Source organism: Pseudoalteromonas sp. PAST1 (genome assembly GCF_021532515.1).
Taxonomy (GTDB): domain Bacteria; phylum Pseudomonadota; class Gammaproteobacteria; order Enterobacterales; family Alteromonadaceae; genus Pseudoalteromonas; species Pseudoalteromonas simplex.
The window spans coordinates 12,339-37,318 of the sequence record NZ_JAKGBH010000005.1 but is presented as its reverse complement, the minus strand read 5'-3'; the positions used below and the strand labels follow the sequence as shown (position 1 = coordinate 37,318).

24 protein-coding genes and 1 tRNA gene are annotated in these 24,980 nt (G+C 41.4%); 13 read left to right on the top strand and 12 right to left on the bottom strand.

Annotated elements, in window-relative coordinates; translation table 11 throughout:
• Positions 1–8: 8 nt before the first annotated feature.
• The 6 genes from L1272_RS03440 to L1272_RS03415 all read right to left on the bottom strand — a co-directional run bounded on the left by L1272_RS03440 (position 9) and on the right by L1272_RS03415 (position 5,781).
• Positions 9–1,361, bottom strand: a complete 1,353-nt coding sequence (locus tag L1272_RS03440) for a sodium-dependent transporter (protein WP_166338993.1) — start codon at positions 1,359–1,361, stop codon at positions 9–11.
• 187 nt (positions 1,362–1,548) lie between these two features.
• Complete coding sequence (locus tag L1272_RS03435) at positions 1,549–2,859, bottom strand: sensor histidine kinase (protein ID WP_235372753.1); 1,311 nt, start codon at positions 2,857–2,859, stop codon at positions 1,549–1,551.
• Between the two features lie 12 nt (positions 2,860–2,871).
• A complete protein-coding gene (locus L1272_RS03430; RefSeq protein ID WP_054551708.1) occupies positions 2,872–3,579 on the bottom strand; it encodes a response regulator transcription factor in 708 nt (235 codons plus the stop codon).
• 13 nt (positions 3,580–3,592) lie between these two features.
• Entirely contained in the window at positions 3,593–3,982 is a 390-nt protein-coding gene (locus L1272_RS03425; RefSeq protein WP_054551707.1) for a DUF3019 domain-containing protein, read from the bottom strand.
• The gene (locus L1272_RS03420; RefSeq protein ID WP_235372752.1) at positions 3,972–4,811 is read right to left on the bottom strand and encodes a MipA/OmpV family protein; all 840 of its coding nucleotides are present in this window, start codon (positions 4,809–4,811) and stop codon (positions 3,972–3,974) included. The genes L1272_RS03425 and L1272_RS03420 overlap by 11 nt, the downstream gene beginning before the upstream one ends.
• 163 nt (positions 4,812–4,974) lie before the next feature.
• Positions 4,975–5,781 carry a hypothetical protein gene (locus tag L1272_RS03415; protein ID WP_166338987.1) on the bottom strand — a complete coding sequence of 269 codons (807 nt, stop codon included), beginning with the start codon at positions 5,779–5,781 and terminating at the stop codon, positions 4,975–4,977.
• A gap of 115 nt (positions 5,782–5,896) precedes the next feature.
• Between L1272_RS03415 and L1272_RS03410 the strand changes: the two genes are divergently transcribed.
• Complete coding sequence (locus L1272_RS03410) at positions 5,897–7,045, top strand: serine hydrolase domain-containing protein (RefSeq protein ID WP_138601574.1); 1,149 nt, start codon at positions 5,897–5,899, stop codon at positions 7,043–7,045.
• 106 nt (positions 7,046–7,151) lie between these two features.
• Here L1272_RS03410 and yhbY read toward each other — a convergent pair whose 3' ends face one another.
• Positions 7,152–7,448, bottom strand: coding sequence for a ribosome assembly RNA-binding protein YhbY (gene yhbY / locus L1272_RS03405; RefSeq protein WP_054551950.1), 297 nt, complete (start codon positions 7,446–7,448; stop codon positions 7,152–7,154).
• A gap of 89 nt (positions 7,449–7,537) precedes the next feature.
• On the opposite strand from yhbY, the gene rlmE reads away from it, so the two are divergent.
• The 8 genes from rlmE (at position 7,538) to L1272_RS03365 (ending at position 14,945) form a co-directional block, all read left to right on the top strand.
• The gene (gene rlmE / locus L1272_RS03400; protein WP_054551703.1) at positions 7,538–8,167 is read left to right on the top strand and encodes a 23S rRNA (uridine(2552)-2'-O)-methyltransferase RlmE; all 630 of its coding nucleotides are present in this window, start codon (positions 7,538–7,540) and stop codon (positions 8,165–8,167) included.
• Positions 8,168–8,233: 66 nt separating this feature from the next.
• Positions 8,234–10,171, top strand: a complete 1,938-nt coding sequence (gene ftsH, locus L1272_RS03395) for an ATP-dependent zinc metalloprotease FtsH (protein WP_235372751.1) — start codon at positions 8,234–8,236, stop codon at positions 10,169–10,171.
• Between the two features lie 106 nt (positions 10,172–10,277).
• On the top strand, positions 10,278–11,126 hold the full coding sequence (gene folP, locus L1272_RS03390) for a dihydropteroate synthase (RefSeq protein ID WP_235372750.1): 849 nt from the start codon (positions 10,278–10,280) through the stop codon (positions 11,124–11,126).
• Positions 11,119–12,474 (top strand): phosphoglucosamine mutase, encoded by a 1,356-nt coding sequence (glmM, locus tag L1272_RS03385; protein ID WP_235372749.1) that lies wholly within the window; start codon positions 11,119–11,121, stop codon positions 12,472–12,474. The genes folP and glmM overlap by 8 nt, the downstream gene beginning before the upstream one ends.
• 69 nt (positions 12,475–12,543) lie before the next feature.
• The gene (gene tpiA, locus L1272_RS03380; protein WP_054551699.1) at positions 12,544–13,293 is read left to right on the top strand and encodes a triose-phosphate isomerase; all 750 of its coding nucleotides are present in this window, start codon (positions 12,544–12,546) and stop codon (positions 13,291–13,293) included.
• A 1-nt stretch (position 13,294) separates the two neighbouring features.
• On the top strand, positions 13,295–13,642 hold the full coding sequence (secG, locus tag L1272_RS03375) for a preprotein translocase subunit SecG (RefSeq protein ID WP_054551698.1): 348 nt from the start codon (positions 13,295–13,297) through the stop codon (positions 13,640–13,642).
• Positions 13,643–13,718: 76 nt separating this feature from the next.
• Positions 13,719–13,803 (top strand) — tRNA-Leu (locus L1272_RS03370).
• Positions 13,804–14,000: 197 nt separating this feature from the next.
• Positions 14,001–14,945 (top strand): general glycosylation pathway protein, encoded by a 945-nt coding sequence (locus tag L1272_RS03365; RefSeq protein ID WP_235372748.1) that lies wholly within the window; start codon positions 14,001–14,003, stop codon positions 14,943–14,945.
• A gap of 42 nt (positions 14,946–14,987) precedes the next feature.
• Here the strand turns inward: L1272_RS03365 and L1272_RS03360 are convergent, their stop codons facing one another.
• Entirely contained in the window at positions 14,988–15,140 is a 153-nt protein-coding gene (locus tag L1272_RS03360; RefSeq protein ID WP_167350228.1) for a hypothetical protein, read from the bottom strand.
• A complete protein-coding gene (locus L1272_RS03355; RefSeq protein WP_235372747.1) occupies positions 15,140–15,982 on the bottom strand; it encodes a VOC family protein in 843 nt (280 codons plus the stop codon). Before L1272_RS03355 ends, L1272_RS03360 begins: the two co-directional genes overlap by 1 nt.
• A 389-nt stretch (positions 15,983–16,371) precedes the next feature.
• On the opposite strand from L1272_RS03355, the gene L1272_RS03350 reads away from it, so the two are divergent.
• Complete coding sequence (locus L1272_RS03350) at positions 16,372–18,594, top strand: TonB-dependent receptor (protein WP_235372746.1); 2,223 nt, start codon at positions 16,372–16,374, stop codon at positions 18,592–18,594.
• A gap of 41 nt (positions 18,595–18,635) precedes the next feature.
• Here the strand turns inward: L1272_RS03350 and L1272_RS03345 are convergent, their stop codons facing one another.
• On the bottom strand, positions 18,636–19,004 hold the full coding sequence (locus tag L1272_RS03345; protein WP_054561854.1) for a hypothetical protein: 369 nt from the start codon (positions 19,002–19,004) through the stop codon (positions 18,636–18,638).
• Positions 19,005–19,053: 49 nt separating this feature from the next.
• Between L1272_RS03345 and L1272_RS03340 the strand changes: the two genes are divergently transcribed.
• Both L1272_RS03340 and ggt read left to right on the top strand, forming a co-directional pair.
• On the top strand, positions 19,054–19,599 hold the full coding sequence (locus L1272_RS03340) for a GNAT family N-acetyltransferase (protein ID WP_235372745.1): 546 nt from the start codon (positions 19,054–19,056) through the stop codon (positions 19,597–19,599).
• A gap of 76 nt (positions 19,600–19,675) precedes the next feature.
• Complete coding sequence (ggt, locus tag L1272_RS03335) at positions 19,676–21,334, top strand: gamma-glutamyltransferase (protein ID WP_166338966.1); 1,659 nt, start codon at positions 19,676–19,678, stop codon at positions 21,332–21,334.
• Between the two features lie 223 nt (positions 21,335–21,557).
• Here the strand turns inward: ggt and L1272_RS03330 are convergent, their stop codons facing one another.
• Entirely contained in the window at positions 21,558–22,760 is a 1,203-nt protein-coding gene (locus tag L1272_RS03330; protein ID WP_235372744.1) for an aromatic amino acid transport family protein, read from the bottom strand.
• Positions 22,761–23,166: 406 nt separating this feature from the next.
• Between L1272_RS03330 and L1272_RS03325 the strand changes: the two genes are divergently transcribed.
• Positions 23,167–24,072 (top strand): DMT family transporter, encoded by a 906-nt coding sequence (locus tag L1272_RS03325; RefSeq protein WP_235372743.1) that lies wholly within the window; start codon positions 23,167–23,169, stop codon positions 24,070–24,072.
• Between the two features lie 21 nt (positions 24,073–24,093).
• Here L1272_RS03325 and L1272_RS03320 read toward each other — a convergent pair whose 3' ends face one another.
• The gene (locus tag L1272_RS03320; RefSeq protein ID WP_235372789.1) at positions 24,094–24,972 is read right to left on the bottom strand and encodes a flagellar protein MotY; all 879 of its coding nucleotides are present in this window, start codon (positions 24,970–24,972) and stop codon (positions 24,094–24,096) included.
• Positions 24,973–24,980: the final 8 nt, after the last annotated feature.

Here is a 24,980-nt window from a genome sequence, read left to right as displayed (position 1 = left end):
AATGCTTACTAGCTTAACAAAGAGTTCGCGAATACGAGTGCAATGGCGAGTGGGCAAATAAACTTGATATACCATGGCCATACTTTCCAAAAGAAACTACTAGCAGCTTCTGGGCACCCTTGTTGAATTTCTTTTAGTAACGACCCGCGATGCCAAATCCAACCAACAAAAATACAACACATTAAGCCTAGAATAGGTTGACCAATCTTAGTTGTTAAGGTGATCACAAAGCCAAATAAGGTGCCTAGGTTAAAGACAATTGTAAAACTGATAAGGGCAATAATACCGCCAATGATCCAAGTCGCTTGCACTCGCTTTAGCGCAAAACGTTCAACAGCATAAGAAACAGGTGCTTCTAGCATCGAAATTGATGACGTTAATGCTGCAATACTCATTAACGCGAAAAAAGCAAAACCAACAAAAATACCCACATCACCCATGCTGGTGAAAAGCGCCGGTAACACTTGGAATACTAAGGTATCTTCTGAAAGTAGTGCACCTTCTGCAGAGAAAATCTCAACACCTTGTGCCTGGGCTACATACATCGCAGGAATAATAAGTAAACCGGCAACAAATGCAATGAACACATCGATTAAAGTCACATAAGCGCCTAACGATACTAAGTTCTCCTTTTTGCTGATGTATGAGCCGTAGATGATCATTACGCTGGTACCAAGCGATAGTGAGAAAAATGCTTGCCCTAACGCATTTACTAATAACTCAGGGTTTAAAATCGATGAAAAGTCTGGCACTAAATACGCTTTTAGGCCTGCCATTGCGCCATCTTGAGTCATTACATAGATGATCAGCATAAACAAAATACCTAACAGGGCAGGCATTAAGCGCTTCGACCATTTTTCAATGCCGTTTTCGACGCCTTTAGAGATAATCGCAACGGTTAAAATAATAAATGTAGCAGTAAATATAAGGTTTCTTGATAGTGACTGCTCACTAAGCCAAGTGCTAGCTTGCTCTTGCCCCACTAATTGTGCTGCGGGTTCAAGTGTAGCGCTCAGCATCCAGCCAGCCACTATCGCATAGAAGCTTAGGATTAGGCCTGCACAAATAATACCGCCAAAGCCAACTATGAAGGCAAACTTTTTTTGCCATGCTTGATTTGTTACTTTTCGAAGTGAAGTAACTGCATTAGCTTGACCATGACGACCAATCACTAACTCAGCCATTAAAGCAGGATAAGCAAGACAAAATGCTAACACTAAATAAGCCACTAAAAATGCGGCACCGCCATTACTTGCAGTTTGTGTTGGGAAACCCCAAATATTTCCTAAGCCAACAGCAGAGCCTGCTGCAGCCATAATAAATCCAAAGCGGGAGCTGAACTCCCCACGTGATGCGCTCATATTGTTGTTACTTCTCTATTTGTGACGGCGCTGACAATCTACTTTAATTAACGCTAAATAAAAAGGGTTAATCATCCGCATTTTCGTTGTTCTTCGATATGTGCGAGTTGTCAGCTTAGATTTCGTGCAATTGATTTTAACAATAGAACTCCTATTACTTGCAATCAATGCCTTGCCTAAATCGCTTTTAATTCCAACTGAAACTCGCACCTTGAGGTGGTTTGGGTATACATAAAGTAAAACACGCGCCACCTAGCTGCTTACTTTTTGATACTTCGACCGTGCCATGATGCCAATCAACCACTTTCGCAGCGATAGCAAGGCCAAGCCCATAGCTTTCTCCATCCCGATTTCGATGTGTTTGTTCTTGGAAAAATGGACTAAATACTTTTTGCCAGTTTTGCTCGCTAACACCCGGGCCGTCATCTTCAATCTTTATGGTAACGAGTTCACTGGTACTGGTTGCACTGAGTAAAATTTCAGATTCAGCAAAGTCGCAAGCATTACTTAATAAATTAACAATGGCCCGAGCTAACCAGTGCAAATCAGCACAAATATCATCGCCTTCAACGCGGTGATTAATGCGTAAGCCATGTTGTTCTACTTTAGGTTCAATTTGATGAATGAGTGTAAGGATGTAGGTTTCTAAATCAGAATGATTGAAGGTCAATTGATTCGCTTTTTGCTCAAGGGTAGCAAATGCCAGATAACTCTTTAGCATTGACTCCATTTGATCTAAGTCGTTTTCCATGCGAGCAAGATACTCAAGGCGCTTTTCTTCACTACTACAATCTTGCGCTGCTTCAAGACCAAACCGCAAGCAGGCGATAGGTGTGCGAATATCGTGAGATAAACTCGATGCCATCAACTTATTCTCATCAAGCAGTTTTTCGATTTGGCTAGCCATACGGTTGAATGTTAGCTCAACATCTTTGATATAGGTAAAATGAGATAAGTGAATACGACTTTTTAAATCGCCTTTGGCAAAGCGTTTTGCTGCTTCGTTTAAAACGGTTAAACGCTTGGCTAGTGGCGCAATGATAAAGCCCATAAATACGCATAACCCAGCGTAGAACAACAAGGTGAGTAACACATCGTTGCCTTGTTCGTGTGTTAAGTCTTTATCTAAACGCATTTTTAAGTGGTGCGTGCTTAAAGCGGCTTCACTATAAAGTAAATAGTAGCCTTGTTGATCTTCGAGGATCAGACCGCTAGGTTGGGTCATTTGTGCTAACAATGAATGAGGTAGCGCAAGCGATTGCGTCGGGCGGTACTCTAATTGCACTGCAAAGTCTTGATTAATATCCGTGATAGCTTGCTCGCGCTGTTTAGCGTCAAGCTTAGCGAGTTGCTTTGCAAACCCTTTAATCATTTGTGTTTCGCTAGAAAACACATCCTGAGGTGCTTGGGTTTGTTGGCTAAAAGCATCAATTAGCCAACCCAAAACAATGATTGAAAGTAAAGCACTACCAAGTAACGAAAGATAAAACTTTTTCACAGGCGCTCAATGCTATTGCCATGCCGTGGCAACAAGTAAATAGCCTTTGCCCCAGATGGTTTTAATTTTTTCAGGGTGTTGTGGGTCATCATTAAATTTTTTACGTAACGATGAAATGAGCACATCCACACTTCTGTCTAAGCCATCATACTCTCGACCTTTCGTCGCTTTAAACACAGAGTCGCGGGATACAACTTGGCCTGCATTACTTGCTAAGTAATGGAGTAGAAGGTATTCAGCACTTGAAATATGAACTTCTTCGTCTGCCAAGTAAACGGTACGTGATTCAGTATTAATTGATAACTTACCCACATTTATTAGTTCAGAGTTGGCTGTTGACTCTTGCGTATCAGTTTTAGAGCGCAGTGCCGCTTTAATACGTGCTAATAATGCACGGGGACGAACGGGCTTCATCATATAATCGCTTGCACCCACTTCAAGGCCAATCACTTCATCCATTTCATCATCACGAGCGGTTAGCATAATAATTGGGGCTTGATAAAACTGCCTTAAGTCACGGCACACACTAATACCGTCTTGTCCTGGTAGCATAATATCTAACAAAACCAAGTCTGGGTTTGTTTTACGTACTTGCTCAACAACTTGGTCACCGCGTTGACATAGTGTTGTTTGGTAGCCTTGTTCGATTAAATATTCTGCAACCCAGTTGGCAAGAGATATATCATCTTCAACCAATAAGATGGTCCCATAATGTTCCATTATTCACTCCTAGTTAAAACAATCGCCAGCGTCGTTTCTTCTGACGATTTTTATAGACCCATTGCAATTGTATTTCTGTGCTTGCGACAACTTTACCGTTATTACTATTTATTAGCTCGAAACCAATACTTTCAGCAGAATCAAACTGGTATCTAAATAGCCCTTTTTGTTGCATTAACCAGCATTGCATGATGTGCTTACTTTGAGCGTTGCGTAAGCAGTAATTGCCAGTATTATGTTGTTGCCAGGTTATATCCACCTCGGCAAAGCAATTTCTACCTTCACGTAAGGCTACGCATGTATCAGGCAATGCAACTAACGCATTATCTGTATTTGCTTGATCTTGGGCAAACACGGGTTTTGCAAATAATATTGTTAACGTTACACAATACTTAAAAAACATAACGCACGCCTACCTTGGCTTTATGCTGATACTCTTGCGAAATAATTGGGCTTTGATGAATGTCTTTAGAAAACCAGGTTGAAAGCCAGCCAGTTAGAAACACCCAATGCCTATTTATAGGGTATTCAGCATGGAATTCAAAAATTAAACTGTACGAGGTATCAGGATCATAGACAGGGCGTGTTAATAAAGATTCTGATGGTGAAATTCCAAAGTAATAGTCAGTAAAATCATTAGAGTAAGCACTTAAGCCAACACCAGAGCGGAACTCCCAATTTCGCCAAGGGATAATCTGACTAAAAAATGAATTCATCACCCAGCCGTTGTGGGTACCAGAAACATCATGTAAATACTCAAATGAGATTTGTGAGCTTTCGAAACGGCGTGATAGGCGAAGGCCAACATCAAAATCATAATTACGGCTTTTTATACCTTCGAGTTCTGCGATGACTTCGTCACCGTAAAAAGTTAAGCCTGTATCATCAAAACCAGATTGAACATTTGTGCCTACTAGGTCTAAGCCCCATTCAAATTTGTCGATAACACTATAACCCAGAGTCAAACCACCACTAAGTTGGCTTTGATCATAATCAAGGTAAAAATTGTTGTAAGTAACGGCAAGGTGAATATCTGGTTCAAAGCCATCATTGTAAGAGTCCATGCCTATTAGATACGAGTCTTCAATGTAATACCCAGCGCCTATGCCCCAATCCCACGCGAACCCTTGGCTAGGCTCTAGTGTATTGTCGGCATAATAGCGATTACTTGCTAGGCTTGGGGTACTTAGCAAGGTTAAACATATTAAAAATAGGGTACTTTGAGCTCGCAACGTGGCTTCCTTGTCTGTCTGTAAGAAAGGGTAATAGCATATAGTATATTGTTAATGAGTTCCTGTAATCTGTAAAAAAATGTAGCAACAGACGAATGAAATGATGTTGAGGAGATAGTGAAGGGCGCTGTTTGCCTATGGGCAGACAAACAGCGAAAGTAACTTATTGAACTTTGATTTTATCGATTAAGATACTGCTAAGATAGTATTGCATCATAGGCGTAAGAGCACTAACTTCAGTACGGGTACACGGGCCTTGTTCTTTTTTTAACATGTCCATGCGTGTAATGGTCTGATACTCAGGTATCGTCACGTCTTTATTCACACGTGCCATACGTGCTTGCTCTGAATTTTGCTCATGCACAAAACTGGCTACTTCAAGTTCATTCTTTATTAGTTGTTGTTGCTCAAAGCTGTAGATTAGCGGCTCGCGGTGAAAGCTTGCGCTATCAATTGACGATTTTGCAAACCAGACAACGTCACCTGTTTTTTTATGAGTTAGGCGCATACTTACTTGGCCTAAAATAGTCGCACATTGTTGAACAGGGTATTGCTTGGCGACTTCATCGAATAAAGAAAGTGGCTTTTTGGGTTTCACCAATTGGTATTCTGTTTCTTCAATAAGCTCAAGATCAAGCTGATGGATAGATAGGGTATAATCTGCTTGTGCGCCTTCGGCTACGACTTTTAACTGCTTAGCTGTAAGTGCCTCAGTTAGTTGAGAGTACAGTGTATCTGTGACACTGGTTTTGTCGGCAACTATCATGACGGTTTGATTTTTACTTACTGTATGAGCTGGTAGCTGTACCGATTTTACTTTAGGTGATGCATGCTCTGTTTGATACTCAACTTGAAAACGCTGGCTCTGTAAGCTCGGTTTTTTTGGCATTGTAAGTAACGGCGCTGGCTCTGGTTTAAGGGCGCAACCGACTGAAATTAAAACAAAAAATAAAAGCACGAATAAGCGCATAAAAAATAATCTACCCATAAATAATTAAGATTAAGCGTATTGTACGTTAGTCGAGGCAAAAGTTCATGATATTATGTTATAAGAAACTTCCTAAACAGACTTAAAAAAATAAATAATGAAGTACAGCTTATTTTTAATTTCCTTTCTTTTTTCTTTAACACTGCTTTTTGTTAGTGGTGAAGCTGCTTCGAGTGATAAGCAATGGCAAACATTCGTTGCTGATTATAATAAACACCTCACCCGAAAACTAAAAAGTAAAGGGATCCCAGGTGGCTCATTGGCAATTGTAAATATTGGTCATGATGATTTTATTAACGGTATTGGTCGAACAAAAATAGAAAAAGGCCGCAGAGTCGATAAACATACCCGCTTTCGATTGGCATCCGTCTCAAAAACCTTTGCGGGTTCATTAACCGCAAAACTGGCAGCACAAGGGGAGTTTAATATTGATGACCCTATCAGTAAGTTTATTCCTGCTTTTGCTAATACTGCTTATAAAGATGACTTAAAAATTTATCACATATTGAGTCACTCTAGTGGCTTGGTACCTAACGCATACGATAACCTAATTGAGTCGCGTATGAGCTACCCAGATATTGTCGAGCGGCTATTGACTGTTGAGCCTATCTGCAAACCAAGTGAATGTTACGGTTATCAAAATGTGATGTTTAGCTTGATTGATTCTGTGATTTATCAATCAACACAGATGGATTACTCACACTGGATTTCGGAGTATATTTTTGCACCATTAAAAATGGCGGATGCGAGTGTTGGTTTTGAGGGGATGGTGAAAGATGATAATTATGCTCACCCTCATGTGCGCGGCAGAAAACGATGGTATACATCACGCTTGAAGAAAAACTATTATAAAGTGCCTGCGGCTGCAGGAGTGAACGCCAGCGCAAATGACATGGCGATTTGGTTGAATGCACAGTTAGGGCAATACCCTGACGTATTACCACTCGAGGCATTGATCAAACAAACCCGCCCTTACACACATACTAAAAAAGAAACTCGTCGTAGGGTTTGGCGTGAACATGTAAAAGATGCTTATTATGGATTAGGTTGGCGTGTTTATAATTATGATGATGAAGTGCTTTACTACCATAGCGGTTGGGTACAAGGTTATCGCAGCGATATTGTTGTATTTCCGCATCTAAACATCGGGTTTAGCTTAGTTCTTAATGCCGAAACTGGGTTAATTAACGAGCTTACTACCGAGTTTATCAATCGGGTTCTTAAATTCACGCGAGAGCAAAAATAGCTTAGGTAAAAAAGTTTAGTTACAAATTAATGGAAAATTATTTTTGCCTACAAAAAAGCCAGCAAATTTGCTGGCTTTTTCTGATTCGAAACTCCACAAGGCAGGATTAACCGCGCGGTAATTGAATCTTTTTCTCTTCGCTTTGGCGATACAATACAATTGTATGGCCAATTGTTTGTAGTTTTGTTGCGCCTGTCTCGCGAACAATTGCGTCAAAAATCAATGTTTTAGTTTCACGTTCATCTGTAGGAACTTTAACTTTGATTAGCTCATGAATTTCTAGAGCGCTTTCGATTTCAACTAAAACGCCTTCGGTTAATCCGTTTGCACCAAGTAATACAACAGGTTTTAAACTGTGCGCTTGGCCTTTTAAAAACTGCTTTTGTTTGTTCGATAATTTCATCATGTTACAAATTTTGCTGAATATGGCTTGAATTAAGGGTATTCTAACGCCATCTAGAGAATATTACTAATTAGTTACGTATTAATTTTATGGCAAATAAAAAACATTCAGCCAGTTCTAAGCGTTGGCTGAAGGAACATTTCGACGATCCTTATGTTCACGAAGCGCAAAAGAAAGGTTGGCGCTCTCGTGCGGTATTCAAATTAGACGAAATTCAAAACAAAGATAAATTAATCAAACCATCGATGACGGTGGTTGATTTAGGTGCTGCGCCAGGAAGTTGGTCACAGTATTTAGCTGAAAAGGTTGGTGATAAAGGTCAGGTTATTGCTTGTGATATCTTGCCTATGGATTCCTTAGCAGGTGTTGATTTCTTGCAAGGTGACTTTCGTGAAGAAGCGGTACTTGATGCACTATTAACACGTATTGACGGAAAAAATGTTGATGTAGTTTTTTCTGATATGGCACCCAATATGAGTGGTAATACATCAGTGGACCAAGCGGGTAGTATGTATTTAGTCGAATTAGCATTAGATATGTGCCACCAAGTTTTAAAGAAAAATGGTGCGTTTTGTGTCAAAGTCTTCCAAGGTGAAGGATTTGATCAATACTTACAAGAAGTACGTAATAGCTTTAAAGCAGTGAAAATTAGAAAGCCCGATGCGTCACGTGCCCGCTCTCGGGAAGTATATATAGTGGCGACAGGTTACAAACTGTAGTACAGTTGTGCTGCGTTAAGTTGAATTTAAATTAATTGGATACAAGAGGTTAACTCCTTGAGCGATATGGCGAAAAATCTAATACTCTGGCTGGTCATTGCAGTAGTGCTAATGTCAGTGTTCCAGAGCTTTAATGGTGGTGATCAGGCAGATCGCCAAACAAGTTACACTCAATTTGTTAGCGACGCTCGCAGTGGCGCTATCCAAGAAGTCTCAATTGAAAGCACCACTGGTACGATTACTGGTACTAAAACAAATGGTGAGCGCTTTCAAACCATCATGCCTATGTATGATAAAGACATCTTGAATGATCTTTTAAAAAGCAACGTTAATGTAAAAGGCGTTAAGCCAGAAGAGCAGTCATTCCTCGCCAGCATTTTAATCTCTTGGTTCCCGATGTTACTGCTTATTGGTGTGTGGATTTTCTTCATGCGTCAAATGCAAGGCGGTGGCGGTAAAGGCGCGATGTCTTTCGGTAAGAGTAAAGCGCGCCTGATGAGTGAAGACCAAGTTAAAACAACGTTTGCTGATGTTGCTGGTTGTGACGAAGCGAAAGAAGATGTAACTGAACTTGTAGACTTCTTACGTGACCCATCAAAATTCCAAAAGCTAGGTGGTAGCATCCCGAAAGGTGTGTTGATGGTTGGTCCTCCTGGTACAGGTAAAACGTTACTAGCTAAAGCGGTAGCTGGTGAAGCTAAAGTGCCGTTTTTCACAATTTCAGGTTCTGATTTCGTAGAAATGTTTGTAGGTGTTGGTGCATCACGTGTACGTGATATGTTCGAGCAAGCGAAAAAAGCAGCACCTTGTATTATCTTTATTGATGAAATCGATGCAGTAGGCCGTAAACGTGGCGCAGGTATGGGTGGTGGTCACGATGAGCGTGAGCAAACACTTAACCAAATGCTTGTAGAAATGGACGGCTTTGAAGGTAACGAAGGTATTATCGTTATCGCTGCAACGAACCGCCCAGATGTATTAGACCCTGCGTTATTACGTCCTGGTCGCTTTGACCGTCAAGTTGTTGTTGGACTTCCTGATATTCGTGGTCGTGAACAAATTCTTAAAGTTCACATGCGTAAAGTGCCACTAGGCGACAACGTAGAAGCTGCGGTAATTGCACGTGGTACGCCTGGTTTCTCTGGTGCTGACCTTGCAAACTTAGTTAACGAAGCCGCGTTATATGCAGCTCGTGGTAACAAACGCGTTGTTAGTATGGCAGAGTTTGACGCTGCAAAAGATAAAATCATGATGGGTGCAGAGCGCAAGACCATGGTGATGAGTGAGCAGGAAAAAGAAATGACTGCTTACCATGAAGCGGGTCACGCGATTGTTGGTCGCATGGTGCCTGAACATGATCCAGTTTATAAAGTGTCTATCATCCCTCGTGGACGTGCGCTTGGTGTCACTATGTACTTGCCTGAGCAAGACCGTGTGAGCCACTCAAAAGAGCTTTTAGAGTCAATGATCTCTAGTCTTTACGGTGGTCGTATTGCTGAAGCACTAATCTACGGTGAAGATAAAGTGACAACCGGTGCAAGTAACGATATTGAACGTGCAACCGATATTGCTCGTAAAATGGTTACTCAATGGGGTCTTAGTGAAAAACTAGGTCCATTACTTTATGCTGAAGACCAAAACGAAATGTACATGGGTGGCGGCGGTAGCCGTGCTATGAGCATGTCTGATGAAACTGCAAAAGTTATCGATACAGAAGTTCGTTTATTCTCAGATCGTAACTATCAACGTGCAGAGCAAATCCTTAAAGATAACATTGATATCTTACATGCGATGAAAGATGCACTTATGAAGTACGAGACGATTGATGCGGGTCAAATTGATGACTTAATGGCACGTCAGCCTGTACGTGAGCCACGTGATGTTCATGACCGTCGCACAGATGATAAAAAGCCTAGTGCGAAGACTGAGCCTGCTGTTAATGAGACAAAAGCGGATGATTCAGTAAAAAAGGATGAAACAAGCCTTGATGACAAACCTGAATAGTCGTTAAAATATAAAAAGCAAAAGCCCCGGATGCCGGGGCTTTTTTGTAGCATAAAATTGGCTCACTATCCTTGTTGAGCAAATGCATGGAAGTTTGAAGGTAAAAATGACCGCTCTTAAATTACCCCGAGGTCGTATTTTACACCTCGACTCCCCAGTGGTGATGGGGATTCTAAATGTCACTCCTGATTCTTTTTCTGATGGTGGAAGTTACTGCCAACTAGACAGCGCTGTCAAACAAGCTCATACGTTATTAAATCAAGGTGCAAAAATAATTGATATAGGTGGTGAGTCAACTCGTCCAGGGGCACCTGATGTATCTCTTGAAGATGAACTTGAACGCGTTATTCCTTTAGTTAAAGCGCTTAGAGCAAGCAGTGATTGTATTATTTCGATTGATACCAGCAAAAGTGAAGTAATGCGCCAAGCAATAATTGCAGGGGCTGACATAATCAATGATGTTAGAGCATTACAGGAGCCAGGGGCGGTAGAGGTATTGGCACAATACCCAGAGGTAGCAATTTGCTTAATGCATATGCAAGGTCAGCCTCGCACTATGCAAAGTAACCCACATTATGATGATTTATTTGCTGACATTAACGAATTCTTTGCAGAGCGTTTAGCCACGTGTGAGCAAGCGGGCATTCAGCAACAACGTATTATTTTAGACCCAGGTTTTGGCTTTGGTAAAACACTGGCTCATAATTACGAAATCTTAAATAAGTTTGATGTATTTAACCAATTCAAATTACCGGTTCTTGCGGGGTTATCTCGTAAATCAATGATCGGTAATTTATTAAATAGAGACACACATGAACGCTTAGCGGGAAGCCTTGCCGGCGCGCTGATTGCAGCACAAAATGGTGCTAAAGTCATTCGCGTTCATGACGTACAAGAAACAGTTGATGTGCTTAACGTTTGGCAAGCATGTACTAAAGGAATTACAAATGAGTAAAACAAGAAAATATTTTGGCACGGACGGTGTAAGAGGCATGGTTGGTGAGTACCCAATCACTCCAGAATTTGCGCTAAAGCTTGGTTGGGCTGCAGGTCGTGTATTATCAAAAATCGGCACTAAAAAGGTCATTATTGGTAAAGATACCCGTATTTCTGGCTATATGCTTGAAACATCACTTGAGGCAGGCTTAATCGCCGCTGGTATCGATGTTGTTTTGTTAGGCCCAATGCCAACGCCGGCGGTTGCGTATTTAACGCAAACGTTCCGTGCTGAAGCGGGTATTGTGATCAGTGCATCTCATAATCCATACCATGATAACGGAATTAAATTCTTTTCAAGCAGAGGCTTAAAATTACCAGATGATGTTGAGCTTGAAATTGAAGCTATGATGGATGAGCCAATGACCTGCGTTGCCTCTGACAAGCTTGGTAAAGCGCGTCGTTTAGAAACGGCTGATGGTCGTTACATTGAATTTTGTAAAAGCCAATTCCCACAAGGCTTATCGCTTGAAGGTTTAAAAATTGTACTCGATTGCGCAAATGGTGCTACATACCACATTGCACCGTCAGTAATGCGTGAGTTAGGCGCTGAAGTAATCTGTCATGCTTGTGAGCCAAACGGGGTAAATATCAACCTAGAGTGTGGTGCAACCCATGTTGAAACGCTTAAACGCAAAGTATTAGAACATAATGCTGATGTTGGTATTGCTTATGATGGCGATGGTGACCGAGTGATGATGGTTGACCACAATGGTCGTGTATTTGATGGCGATGACATTGTTTATATCATTGCTTGCCAAGCTGCAAATGACGATATTTTAGGTGGTGGTGTCGTCGGTACTGTGATGTCAAACATGGGCCTTGAAAATGCCTTAAAAGCGCGCGGTATTGGTTTTGCTCGCAGTAAAGTAGGCGATCGTTACGTGATGGAACTACTGCAAGAAAATGGCTGGAAAATTGGCGGTGAGAGCTCAGGTCACGTATTAAATCTTGATTTAATCAGCACGGGTGATGGCATTATCTCAAGCTTGCAAGTGTTAGCAGCAATGGTTGCACAGAATAAAACGTTGCAAGACTTAGGGGCTGGTTTTACAAAATACCCAATGAAAATGATCAATGTTCGTTACCCACAAGGTACAGATCCGACGCAAGATCAAGCTGTAGTTGATATGGTAGCGCGTGTTGAAGAACAGTTAGGTGATACTGGCCGAGTATTACTTCGTAAATCAGGAACTGAGCCTGTTGTGCGAGTAATGGTTGAAGCTGAGCAGGAAAAAGTTGTGCTTGATAGTGCACGTAAAATAGCTGAAGTTGTCGAAACTGTGAGCAAACAAACCGAGGCATAACAATAACCTCTTGTAACTTCGGGCAAGTCGAGTTAGTATCTTGCCCGCTTTCAAATGTGGAGTGGAATAATGGCAACACGTAAGCCGATGGTCGCAGGTAATTGGAAAATGAACGGCTCTTTAGAGCTTGTTGAACAGTTATCAACTGCTATTAAAAATGTTCAAACGGATGAACTGGATATAGTGGTGTTTCCACCATTCCCATTGTTGAGTTCTTTGCAGCAACAAAACGTCACGTTTGGTTCGCAAACAGTCTCTGAAAATCAAGCAGGCGCATTTACGGGTGAAGTAGATGCTCAGCTAGTCAAAGACCTAGGCGCAGCTTATACGTTAGTTGGCCATTCTGAACGTCGTAGCATTTACGGTGAGTCAGATGACGTTGTTGCAGATAAGTTTGCGCGAGCGCAGCAAGTTGGCTTAACTCCTATCCTATGTGTGGGTGAAAGCGAGCAGCAACGTGAAGCAAACGAAACTGAATTAGTGGTTGCAGCTCAAATTGATGCTGTAATTAGCAAATTAGGTGTAGCAGCACTGAAGAATTCTGTGGTAGCATACGAGCCCGTTTGGGCCATTGGCACAGGTAAGACTGCCTCTCCTGAGCAAGCGCAAGCTGTGCACAAGTTTATCCGCGAGAAGATTGCTTCTTCGGATAGCGATGTAGCACAGCAGTTAACCATCTTATATGGTGGTAGCGTAAATGAAAAAAATAGCGAATTATTATTTGCACAACCAGATATAGACGGCGGCCTTATTGGTGGTGCCAGTCTTAAAGCAGATTCATTTACTGCTATCTGTGAAAGTGCAAAAGGGACCGTATAAGATGTACGAAATTTTATTAGTAGTTTATTTAATTGTTGCTTTAGCATTAGTTGGTATGGTTTTAATCCAACAAGGTAAAGGCGCAGATATGGGTTCATCATTTGGTGCTGGCGCTTCTGGTACCGTGTTTGGCTCATCAGGTGCTGGTAACTTCATGACTAAAACAACAACAATCTTAGCGACGATCTTCTTCGTACTAAGTATTGTTCTAGGTAACCTTACTGCAGGTCAAATCAAAAAGACTGATGAGTGGGAAAACCTAGAAGCTGCGCCAGCTGTTGAAACTGTAACACCAGCACAATCTGATGTGCCTGCGACAGAAGATAAAACGTCTGACGTACCTAACTAATTAGCTTTGCTAATTAGCGTTAAGCAGTTTTCATTCCTCAAGTAAACTTAAAGCTTAACAACATACAGAATTGTATGCGGATGTGGTGGAATTGGTAGACACGCCATCTTGAGGGGGTGGTGGCTTCGGCCGTGGGGGTTCAAGTCCCCCCATCCGCACCAAAATTAAAAAGCTGTAACTCACTGAGTTACAGCTTTTTTCGTTTTAGTGCTTCCTAAAACAAAATGCGCACCTTTATAGTGCTTTTATTCTAATGTCATTCCCGTGCACGAAATTAACTAATTGATTATTAATAGAAATAAAAATTGGAGTCTTCCTTGCTTAACTAGAGTTGATATCACTACTTTGAGGAAGCAAGATGGCCAGAATGAGTTATTTAAGTGCTATAGAACGCTATGAAGAGCAGCAACAGCTTATTCATGAACTGCTTCTTTCTATACTTGCCAGCGTTCAGGCATCATTGACTAACAAGCAAGCCTACCAACAGCTCGTCAATCAATATCCATTTCTAGAATTGCAATATTGCTTGAATGAACAAGGCATTCAGCAAGGTGACAATGTCTGCTTTAAGCGTCAGTACAACAAGAAACTGGGTCATATTGGGGCTGGGCAGGACTTAAGTGCTCGGCCTTATTTTTTACTCGCTTCGTCAACACCCGTGCCGCATTTTACTTCGCCATATATTTCGACTGCGACTAAACACCTTTGTATATCAGTGATCAAAACAATCCCTTCAGGCAACGATGAACAGCAGTTTTTGGTTATCGATGTGTGTTTAACAGAGCTGATTGAATTTATTATGGGAGACACCAAGCGAGCCAGAATGACCCCTTACTTTAAGGTAGGTTATGGCTTAATTGTCGCTTGCTTGTTCTGTTTGGTGCTTTACCTGTTATATAAAGTGTTTGCTGGAATGGTGGATTTAGTCATAAGCGAAGACACTCAGTCAGATCCGCTTAAACCATTTACCATTATTATCTTTGTTACTTTAGCGTTGGCCATTTTTGATTTAGGCAAAACCATTCTAGAAGAAGAAATCCTCATGCATAAGGATATTTTTCGCCACAGCTCAACAAGACGTACGATCACACGTTTTATTTCAACAATTTTGATTGCAGTATCGATAGAAGCCTTACTAACCATGTTTAAAGCAGCACTCGGGCAAACTGAGTACGTTATACCTGCTGTATTGATGATGTTTGCTGTGGTAGGTCTGTTGATTGCACTAGCAATTTACGTTTACCTAGGCGCCAAAGCTGAAGATGTGCTGACCCAGATGCAACGCTTAAAAGTAAAACACTAATGAATAGGGCGCTTTGTTTAAAACGCAGCGCCCTGAAATTGATTAAAGTGTACCGCCAATGCCAATACTTGGGTTAACGTACACAGGACCTACTTTAAATGGCGCATTAATATCTAGGCTTGCATATGGGGTGCAGGCATTTAAAGCTAACATTGCGGCCGCAAGAGCAGCTAAGCGAATCATTTTTTTATTCATTACATTTGCTCCTGAATTACAATACCAGCACCCGCTGGATCACGAATAATTGCGACGCTGCCACTTCTTACTTTGTCATTTGGTGCCATTAGAACTATGCCGCCTGCGGCGGTTACTTTTAATAGGGTCGCGTCAACATCGGCTACTTTAATGTAGTTCACCCATGTGTTGCCTATCTCGGCATCTGGTTTTTTTACAAAGCCAATCGCAGGTGTGCCATTTAAAGCTAAGTAACTGTAATTGCCATTATTAAGCGGTTTATTTTGTGCTGAATAATTACCAAGTGATTGGTAAAAGGCTTTGCTCTGCTCTGGGTTATCACTCCATACTTCTTGCCAAATCCAGCCGTTATCGGTTTGACGAGTTTCAGGGTCACCACTAACTGTATTGATCAGTGAAAAAACAGCCCCTTGAGGATCTTCTAATACAGCAATAGTGCCACGGCCTTTAATTTCGGTACTACTTACTAAGACTTTTCCTCCGGCTTTGATAGTTTTTTCACTAACGGCAGCGATGTCTTTACTACTGATTAAGCTCAGCCAGTGGCTGGCATTTTGTTTATTATCAAGCTCTGCCATACCTGCAATTAATTTTCCGTCTAATGATGCCAGCGTATAGCTGTCGTTAACGGCTTGAAACTGCCAACCAAACACACTGCTATAAAATGCTTTCGATTGTGACAAATTTGGTGTGATCAAATCATGCCATACTACGTGACCTGAGTTTTTTGTTCCTGAATCACTGATTGCGGGTAGTTCGCTTGAAGTAAGCTGGCATCCGGTCAATGAGACCGCAGCGACTGCTATTAAAATTGCAGCACGTAAGGGGGTGAGTAATTTCAAAATTTGCTCCTTGCAAAATGGGGTCAAATAAAAGCATAGACTATTACTTGTTTAAAATTCAATCAAATTGAAGTGTTACGATAGAATAATCTAACTACTACTAAATGCGTGGGAATAGGATAAATTTATACTGCTGTTATGTTACTCTTTGAATTTGCGCAATAATTTTAATTGCAATAGTCATTTAATTGAAGAGATTATTCAAATTGTCATACATTTAATTGTTTAAATTAATATAATCAGCATTAAATTAAAAAAATTATACATATTTTCACAAAACTGACATATAATACCCCTCCAGAGGAAAGATGCTTACACCTAAGCGTCTTTTTTTATGCCTGAAATTTACGGGTAAAAATACACACACACGGTATCCTTTGGAGTTTTAATTGAAATTACGTCACCTCTCACAGTTAACTGTAGCTATTGTTGCTGCATTATCTACTTCAGCTTTTGCTGAGCAAGAAAAAACCACTGCTAAACAAGATGCTTTCGAAAAAATCGAAGTAACAGCGCGTAAGCGTACAGAAAGCATTTTTGAGTCGCCAACAGCAGTGACATCAATCGGTGAAAACCTGATTGATAAAGCGAACATGAGTAACCTAGAAGACATCGGTAAATACGTACCTAACCTAAACATCACTCGTTACGGTGTAGGTAATGCGGCCCATGCATCTGTATTCATTCGTGGTATTGGTTTACAAGACCATGTGATCACAACTGATCCGGGTGTAGGTGTTTACTTAGATGGCGTTTACCTTGGTCGCCAAATGGGCTCTAACTTATCATTACCAAATGTTGAGCGTGTAGAGGTATTACGTGGTCCACAAGGTACTTTGTATGGTCGCAACACATTAGGTGGTGCAGTAAATATTATTACTAAGCAACCGGGTGATGAAGGCATTGTGACTACAAATGCAAAAGTAGGTAGCCGTGGTCGTTTAGCCGGTGACGTTTACTTTAATAACAGCCTTACAGACACTGTAAGCATGTCGGCAAGCGTATCTTATAAACAACGCGATGGTGTAGGTGAAGCGATTAACCTTGCTAACCCAGAGAAAGAAATTGGTGAAGAGCAAGAGTTAAGTGGTCGTATGGCGCTTAAATGGCAAGCAAACAGCGATTTATCTTTTGTGTTCTCAATTGATGGTGTTGATAACGAATCAGGCCAATCACCATACACAATTGAGCTAACGGCGCCACTTGACCCGAATGACCCATTCAATGGTGATTTCCCATTACTTACAGAAGACATGTTACCGAGCGATCCTGATGATTTAGCAACGACGGTAGCGGGTATTGAGTCGACGGCTTACTCAGGCTGGGGTACTTCATTAACAGCTGATTGGGATATCAATAACACCTATACAGCTAAGTTTATCACAAGCTACCGTAGCTCAGAATACGAAGGGGGTCTTGATGATGACGCTGTTGCCCTTAACTTATCAGAGTTCCCTGAAGAAGGCGGTGCAGATCAATATTCATTCGAAATCCAGTTAAATGGTAGCTTCGATAATATGGACTTTGTGTCTGGCTTATACTTCTTTAATGAAGATGGCTTCACAAGTTCTGGTCCGTTTGTATTTAGCCCATTCAACACACCTGATGGCCTTTTGAATGATGGTACTACAGCGTCTTTTGGTGATTATGGTTACTTTGATATCAACCAAGAGACTAATTCATACGCAGCTTATATCAATGCAAGCTATGACCTAATCGACGATTTAACAGTGGGCGGTGGTCTGCGTTATTCGAAAGATAAAAAAGAAGCCGATGCCTTATTCCCAACGTTTGCAACACGCAAATACGTAAGTGCTGATTTTGATGCAGTAACATGGGATTTAAATGCGTCGTACCAGCTTAGTAATAACATGAACGTGTATGGCCAAATCCAAAAAGGTTATCAAACAGGTGGTTTCCCACCGCGTCCATTTGGTGGTCCTGATCAATTTGTTTCTTTCGATGAAACAAAAGCAATTAACTACGAGCTAGGCCTTAAAGGTCAAGTACACGAAGACGTATCTATGATGCTTGCGGTGTTTGTTACTGACTACACAGACCTAGCATTACCATTCTCAGATCCAACTGCAGGTGGCGGTTTCGTTACTATCGTAGAAAATGCGGGTGAGTCTAAAGCACAAGGTATCGAGCTTGAAACAACAATTGCGTTTACAGATGACTTTACGCTTCGTAGCGCAATTGGTTACCTAGATTCAGAAATCACAGAAGTAGATGACGGCGTATTAGGTATTGGTAAAGGTGATTCACCAGCACTAACACCACGTTGGACTGTGATGGTCGCACCTTCTTATTTCATTGATTTAAGTAACGGTGGCACAGTGGCAGTAAACGCTAACTACTCATACCGTAGCGATATGCAAGGTCAATCAGTTTACAACCAAAGTGAACACATTGACTCTCGTGAGCTAGTGGGTTTCAACATTTCTTACTTAAACCCGAACGGTGACTTTGAAGTGACTCTTTACGGTGAGAACGTGTTAAACGAAGTATACGATGTGGGTCGTTTACAACAATCTGGTTTTGTTGGCGTAATGCGCAGCAATGACCGCAGTGAATTTGGCTTAAAATTCAAAAAAGAATTTGAGCTTTAATTACTAACAAAAAAGGGCAAGTAAATACTTGCCCTTTCTTTTTAATTATTTTTCTCTTGCTCGCGTTTTTCGCGCGCTTCTCTTAATTCTTCAGCCAGTTCTTTTGCTTTTTGTTTGGTTTTTTCAGAAAGCTCACCAGCCGCTTCTTTACTCTCAATCCATGCATCTAAAGCAATTTCTTTACCGTCGTCATACATGCTTAATCCCATTTTCTTACTCTCTTCGAGTAACTCTTGCAGTGAGTCGTCGTTAAACTCGTTGGTGGCGTCTTTTACGTCGCTCCAAGCATCATTTAGCGCTTGCTTTACTTCATCTTTTGCTTCGCTGGCATCTTTCTTGGCTTGCTCTGCGTCATCACAACCTGTTAAGGCAATACAGCCTAATAAAACTAAGCTTGCTAATTTGTTCATATTTTTCTCTAATGGTTAATTAACTATTAAGCAGTATAAGCAATAAAAAATGAATATAGCTAGAACAGCACGATTAAGTTTTCGGTTAATGGATGAAAATGATGCCGAGCTACTTTATGAGCTCGATAATGACCCTGAGGTAATGAAACATCTCACTCGTGGCAAAGTATCCACTATGCAGACCATTAAAGAGGTGTTTATTCCACGCTTGAATGCCTATAAAAATGAGCAAAAAGGGTGGGGGCTTTGGCAAGTAAACATCATAGAGAGCAATACCTTTATCGGTTGGATATTAGTCAGGCCTATGGGCTTTTTTGAACAGCCTGATTTTAGTGATTTAGAAATTGGCTGGCGCTTTAAAAGAATGAGCTGGGGCAAAGGCTATGCGTCTGAGGCGGCACTTGCCATTGCTAAAGCCGTAAGCGAGCCAGAAGAAATAAAGTCGCTCAGTGCCACAGCACTTAAAGATAACCTAGGCTCAATAAAGGTGATGGAAAAGCTGGGCCTTAAGTTTGTAAAAAACTATACCCATCAAGATGAGCAAGGTGAATTACCTGCAGTACTTTATTCATGTCCTAAAGAGCAGCTTAGCTAAGTTAATCGTAACTAATTGACCTTATGGGCTTCACATGTCTAAATGGTTAAAATAACATCAAGAAAAAGGAAGTACCATGGCAAGTTTAGTCAAATACGCGGCACATCTATTTATCGTTACCGCGATATTCTTTCATCCATCAAGCTTTGCAAAGCAAGCGGCCGTCGCTATGCCAGATAGCTATAGCAGTGATACGGCGCGCGCTATTTTAGAGCAAGGCGGTAACGCCGTTGATGCGGCAATTGCGGCACAGTTTGTATTAGCGGTTACTTTACCTGAAGCCGGTAACATTGGTGGTGGCGGCTTTATGCTGATCCAAAAAGATGGTAAAGGTGATTTTATTGATTACCGCGAAACAGCCCCTGCTGCAGCTCATCGCGATATGTACCTTGATGATAAAGGCGATGTTATTGATAACATGTCTGTGTATGGTATTCACGCAAGTGGTGTACCGGGCAGTGTTGCTGGAATGTGGCTTGCCCATCAAAAGCACGGCAGCTTAGAGTGGAAGACTCTGCTAGAACCTGCAGTTAAATTAGCTGAACAGGGCTTTATTGTGCACCCTAAGTTAGCTGCGAGTATCGAGCGTTACATTGCGCGAATGGCCAAAAAGTCGGTGAACATTAACTTTGCTGATTACTTTGCCGATGCCAAAGCAAATAAGGTATTTAAGCAGCCGGAACTTGCCGCCACATTGAAACGTATTCGTGATCAAGGTAAAGCTGGTTTCTACGAAGGTGAGACAGCAAAGATCATAGCGTCATTTATGAAGCAGCACGGCGGCATTATTACTGAGCAAGACTTAAAAGCTTATCAAGCTAAATCGCGTACACCGATTAAAGGTAATTGGCGCGGTTACGAAGTGCTCACATCGCCACCGCCAAGTTCAGGCGGTATTGCTATTTTACAATGGCTAAAAATGTACGACTTGGCAAAGCCAAAAGGAACGCTTGAGCACAACTCGACCACCTATGTTCATATTTTGGCTGAAGTAGGTAAACGCGTATTTGCCGACAGAGCTGAATATTTAGGTGACCCAGATTTTTATGAGGTGCCAAAAACAGCTCTACTTGCAGATGATTATCTTAGTAATCGTGCAAGTACAATTCGCCCAGATGCCATTTCAACTACCGAGAACATCAAACCAGGTTTACACGAAAGTGAGCAAACAACGCATTTTTCTATTCTAGATAAGTGGGGCAATGCCGTTGCGAATACCACGACCATCAACTTAAGCTTCGGTAGCGGCGTGGTTGTATCGGGTGCAGGGTTCATTTTGAATGATGAAATGGATGACTTTAGTGCCAAACCCGGTGTGATGAATGTATTTGGTGCAATTGGTGGTAAAGCTAACGAAATCCAACCTCATAAACGCATGTTGAGCTCAATGACACCCACCATTCTACTTCAGGATAACAAAGTTAAAATGGTAACTGGCTCTCCGGGTGGTACCACGATTATTAGCTCTGTGTATGAGTCAATTTTAAATGCGGTTGAATTTGATATGACTGCAGAGCAAGTGGTAGACAGCCCACGCTTCCATCACCAGTTATGGCCTAAAAATGTGATTAGATACCACACAGGTCTTGAACCAAAGGTTGTTAAAGCGCTTGAGAAGATGGGTTATACACTTGATGAACGCCATTTTGGTGATATGCATGTGATCATCAATAAAGACGGTAAATTAGATGCAGCTTCTGAAGCATCAGGCCGAGGTAAGGCGATGGTGTTTTAATTATACCAATCCGCAATAATACTTAATCATTTTGAGGGATTAAACCTGTCGCTACCTGCGTTAAAAATTTCTCATTTAGAACAACTAAATAACGAAATTTTTGCCTTGTTATCAACAAGGTTTTCTTGCCTCAAAATAGACTACTTAATTAAGCGAATTGGCATTACACCTTAAACACAGGTACAAAAAAAAGCACCCGAGGGTGCTTTTTTTGATGAGCTGTTTAACCAATCGCTGGAATAAGCCCCGCCATTTGTAAACCTTGAGCACTAATAATAAGCACACCAAACAGGGCGGCCAGTGCTAAGCCAATATTACCGCCTTTAACTTGGTAACCCACATCAGGTTTGCTGCTTCGTTGCTTATAGACCATAGCAACCGGTAAAAATACCGCTAAAATAACCAGCGCAATGGCGGCGTAGCCAAGTGCCATAATAAACCCTTGTGGATAGAATAGCGCAAAGCCTAGCGGTGGAATAAAGGTGATCAAGGCTGTTTTGATACGATCTTTACTGCCATCACCTTTTTTAAATGCATCAGCAAAAAAGTCGAACAAACCTAAACTCACCCCTAAGAAAGACGTGGCTAATGCTAAATCAGCAAAAATGTTCACAGCAGTGGCAACGTGTGGGCTGTGAGCAATGCTAGCAACACTGCTTACAAAACCGGGTAACCCTTGGCTTTGTAGTAAGTCACTTTGACTCATCATACCTTGGCTAAGTAATTGCCAAAAAATGTAAATGACTAAAGGCAATGCTGCACCTGCCACCATTACTTTACGAAGTGTTTTGATATCTAAACCTACGTATTTCACAATCGATGGAATAGAGCCATGAAAACCAAACGAGGTAAACACCACCGGGATTGCAGATAAAATCAGACCTTGTTCAATCGGCATTTCAAGTAAGTGTTGACCGTGAACATAAGGTGTAAGCATATAAAATAAGCTGGCTAGTACGCATACTTTAATAGTGAACAGTACGCGGTTAAGCTTATCGACTTTGCTGGTACCGAGTGTCACTACAGTACCAATCACAACAGCCAGAATAACTGAGCCAACTTGCGGCGCTAAAGAAAGCGATAAACCATTGTTGAGCTTTTCTTGTAATTGCGCACCACCACCTGCGATATACGCAGCGCATAATGCGTAAAACAAAAACATCACCGAAAAGTTAGCGACCCATTGCCCACGTTTACCTAACCATGACTTAGCTAACGTATTGAGGGTTGCATCTCTGTCGGCATATTGATGTAGCTCTAGCATCAGTAATGCTGTGTAGGTCATTAAAACCCATGTAAGTAAGATAAGTGATAACGCTGTTGTGAAACCAAGCCCTGCGGAGGCGATAGGCAATGCCAGCATCCCTGCACCTATGGTGGTGCCAGCAACAATTAACATGCTACCTATTGTTTTATTTTTAAGCACTTTTTGCCCCTTAAACTTCGTGAGAGGCAAGCAAGATATAACTTGTTTAACAAAACTTAAATAGTTTTGTTATAAATCAAAGAAATTAAATGTAACCTATGATTTACATGTGCAAACAGGCTGTTGAAATCAGCAAAAAACTTTTTGCCAAATAGCATGAGTATTCGTGTTGACAAAATCACCATTTAGGCGGATTCTTAAGCTTCTTCAACTTACTTTATTAAATACCATGATGCAGCTAAACCAACGACCAACAAACAATTGTATGCGCCTGACCTCATCAGTCGCATGGTCTGTTATTTGCTGCGGTTAATTAAGTAAGTTTTACTAACCGCGTTCTAAGCGGTTGGTTATTTCCCTTTTAAATTTTCTTCCGCTTTTTTCGCCTTTTTAAAGGAATAAGCTAGTGCCTGTTAAAGCCTCATATTTTTTAATGGTGGTGATTTGGTCAACAACACCACTGGGTATTGTTTGGAGTAGTGAAACGGTAGCACCAACCCTGGCTGTGTTTTTACGCATGCTGGTGGGGCTGGTGTTGGCTTCGTTTGTCGTTGCTGTTGCCAATATCCGAGTGCCTTGGCATCGCCGAGCTTTATTCCTTTATGGCTATTCAAGCATAGGTATTTTTGGCGGTATGTTATTAAGTTACATGGCCGCTAAAACAGTGCCTTCTGGGTTAATATCATTAATGTTTGGCCTTGCACCAATTTTATCGGGTTTACTTGCGCAAAAGATCTTGAACGAACCTAAGTTCAGCGCCATTAAGCTTGGCGCACTTGGCTGTGCCTTAATTGGTTTATTTTTAGTAAGCCAGCGCCATATTCAAGGGGGAGTAGAGCAGCTTAGTGGCCTGTTATATGTATTTATGGCAGTGTGCTTTTTTAGTTTGAGCGGTGTGATGATCAAACGGGTAAGAATTGCTATTCATCCAATGGCCACCACATTTGGTGCGTTGGTTTTTGTAACCCCGCTGTTTTTTATTACTTGGTTGCTGGTAGATGGCCAACTTAATAGCCAGATGTGGAGTGCAAAATCACTGTACTCAATTGTTTACTTAGGCGTGTTTGGATCATTAATTGGTGCGCTGGCGTATTTTCATGTATTGCAAAAGTTGAACGCCAGCACGGTCGCATTAACAACCTTGATCACACCAAGTTTTGCAATTGCTTTAGGTGGTTTGCTTAATGATGAGCCCATTGACCAAGCTCTGATTGTTGGCGCGATCATCATTATGATTAGTCTCGCGTTTTTTCAGTTTGGCGATAAGTGGCTTAAGCGCTTTAAACGTGTGAAGTCGGTAGAAATGAGTTAAGGCTAGTAGCCGCTTCGGCGGCTACATTTTTGCAATTTGAATGACTAAACGACGGTTTTTTTTTCGGTCTAAAATGTTGTCGTTGCTAGCAACATGGCGCTTTTCACCGTAACCATCGGTATCTACTTTGCTTTCATCGACCCCTAAGCTAACAATGTAATCCTTAATCGCTTTAGCGCGTTTTTTTGATAATTCGAGGTTGTTCCAGCGACCACCGTAGCTGTCGGTGTAAGAAGATATTGAAATAGATTCGATGTTGGTGTCGTACTTTAAGTATTCGCCAATTTTATCTAAGCGTTTTTGTGATGATTTAGTCAGTTTGCTGGTATTAGGCTCATAGTTCATCACTGTGAACGAAATATCTTCAAAGCTGTATGGCAGCATTGCATCTCGGCACTGTAAAAACGCCCAATAGGCTTGCTTAAAGTTGACACTCGATAAACCAACGGCAATTTTATCGGCACTGTTTTGCCAGTCTTGGTAATAAAATGTCGGTTGGTAACCTTTTTCTAGTTCGGTGAGCATTTCCCAAGCAGTTTTGTTACCAAGCTCGCCGTCAAACTTACGTAATAGCTTCATGTTTGCTAAGTCGCGAGCAGGCATACCTGCACGCCAACTAGGTGGTACGGCTTTTAGACCAGCAATACTGTAGTTGTCTGGGCGTACGACCATATCAAGGTTAAAGTTTACGTCTTTATTTTTACTGGCAGTGGTGCTGAAAATTGCTTCACCATAGTAAGGAACTTCATGATTTAATTGGCATTCTAAACGAGATGTTTTAACCATTTGCCAGTTCGACATATCAGCATTAGCGGTATACTCACGCATGGCTGCATGCGCATTTATACTTGCAACTGAGGTTAATAGGCCTAGGCTTAAAGGAAGTAATGAAAGCTTCATCACGGTAA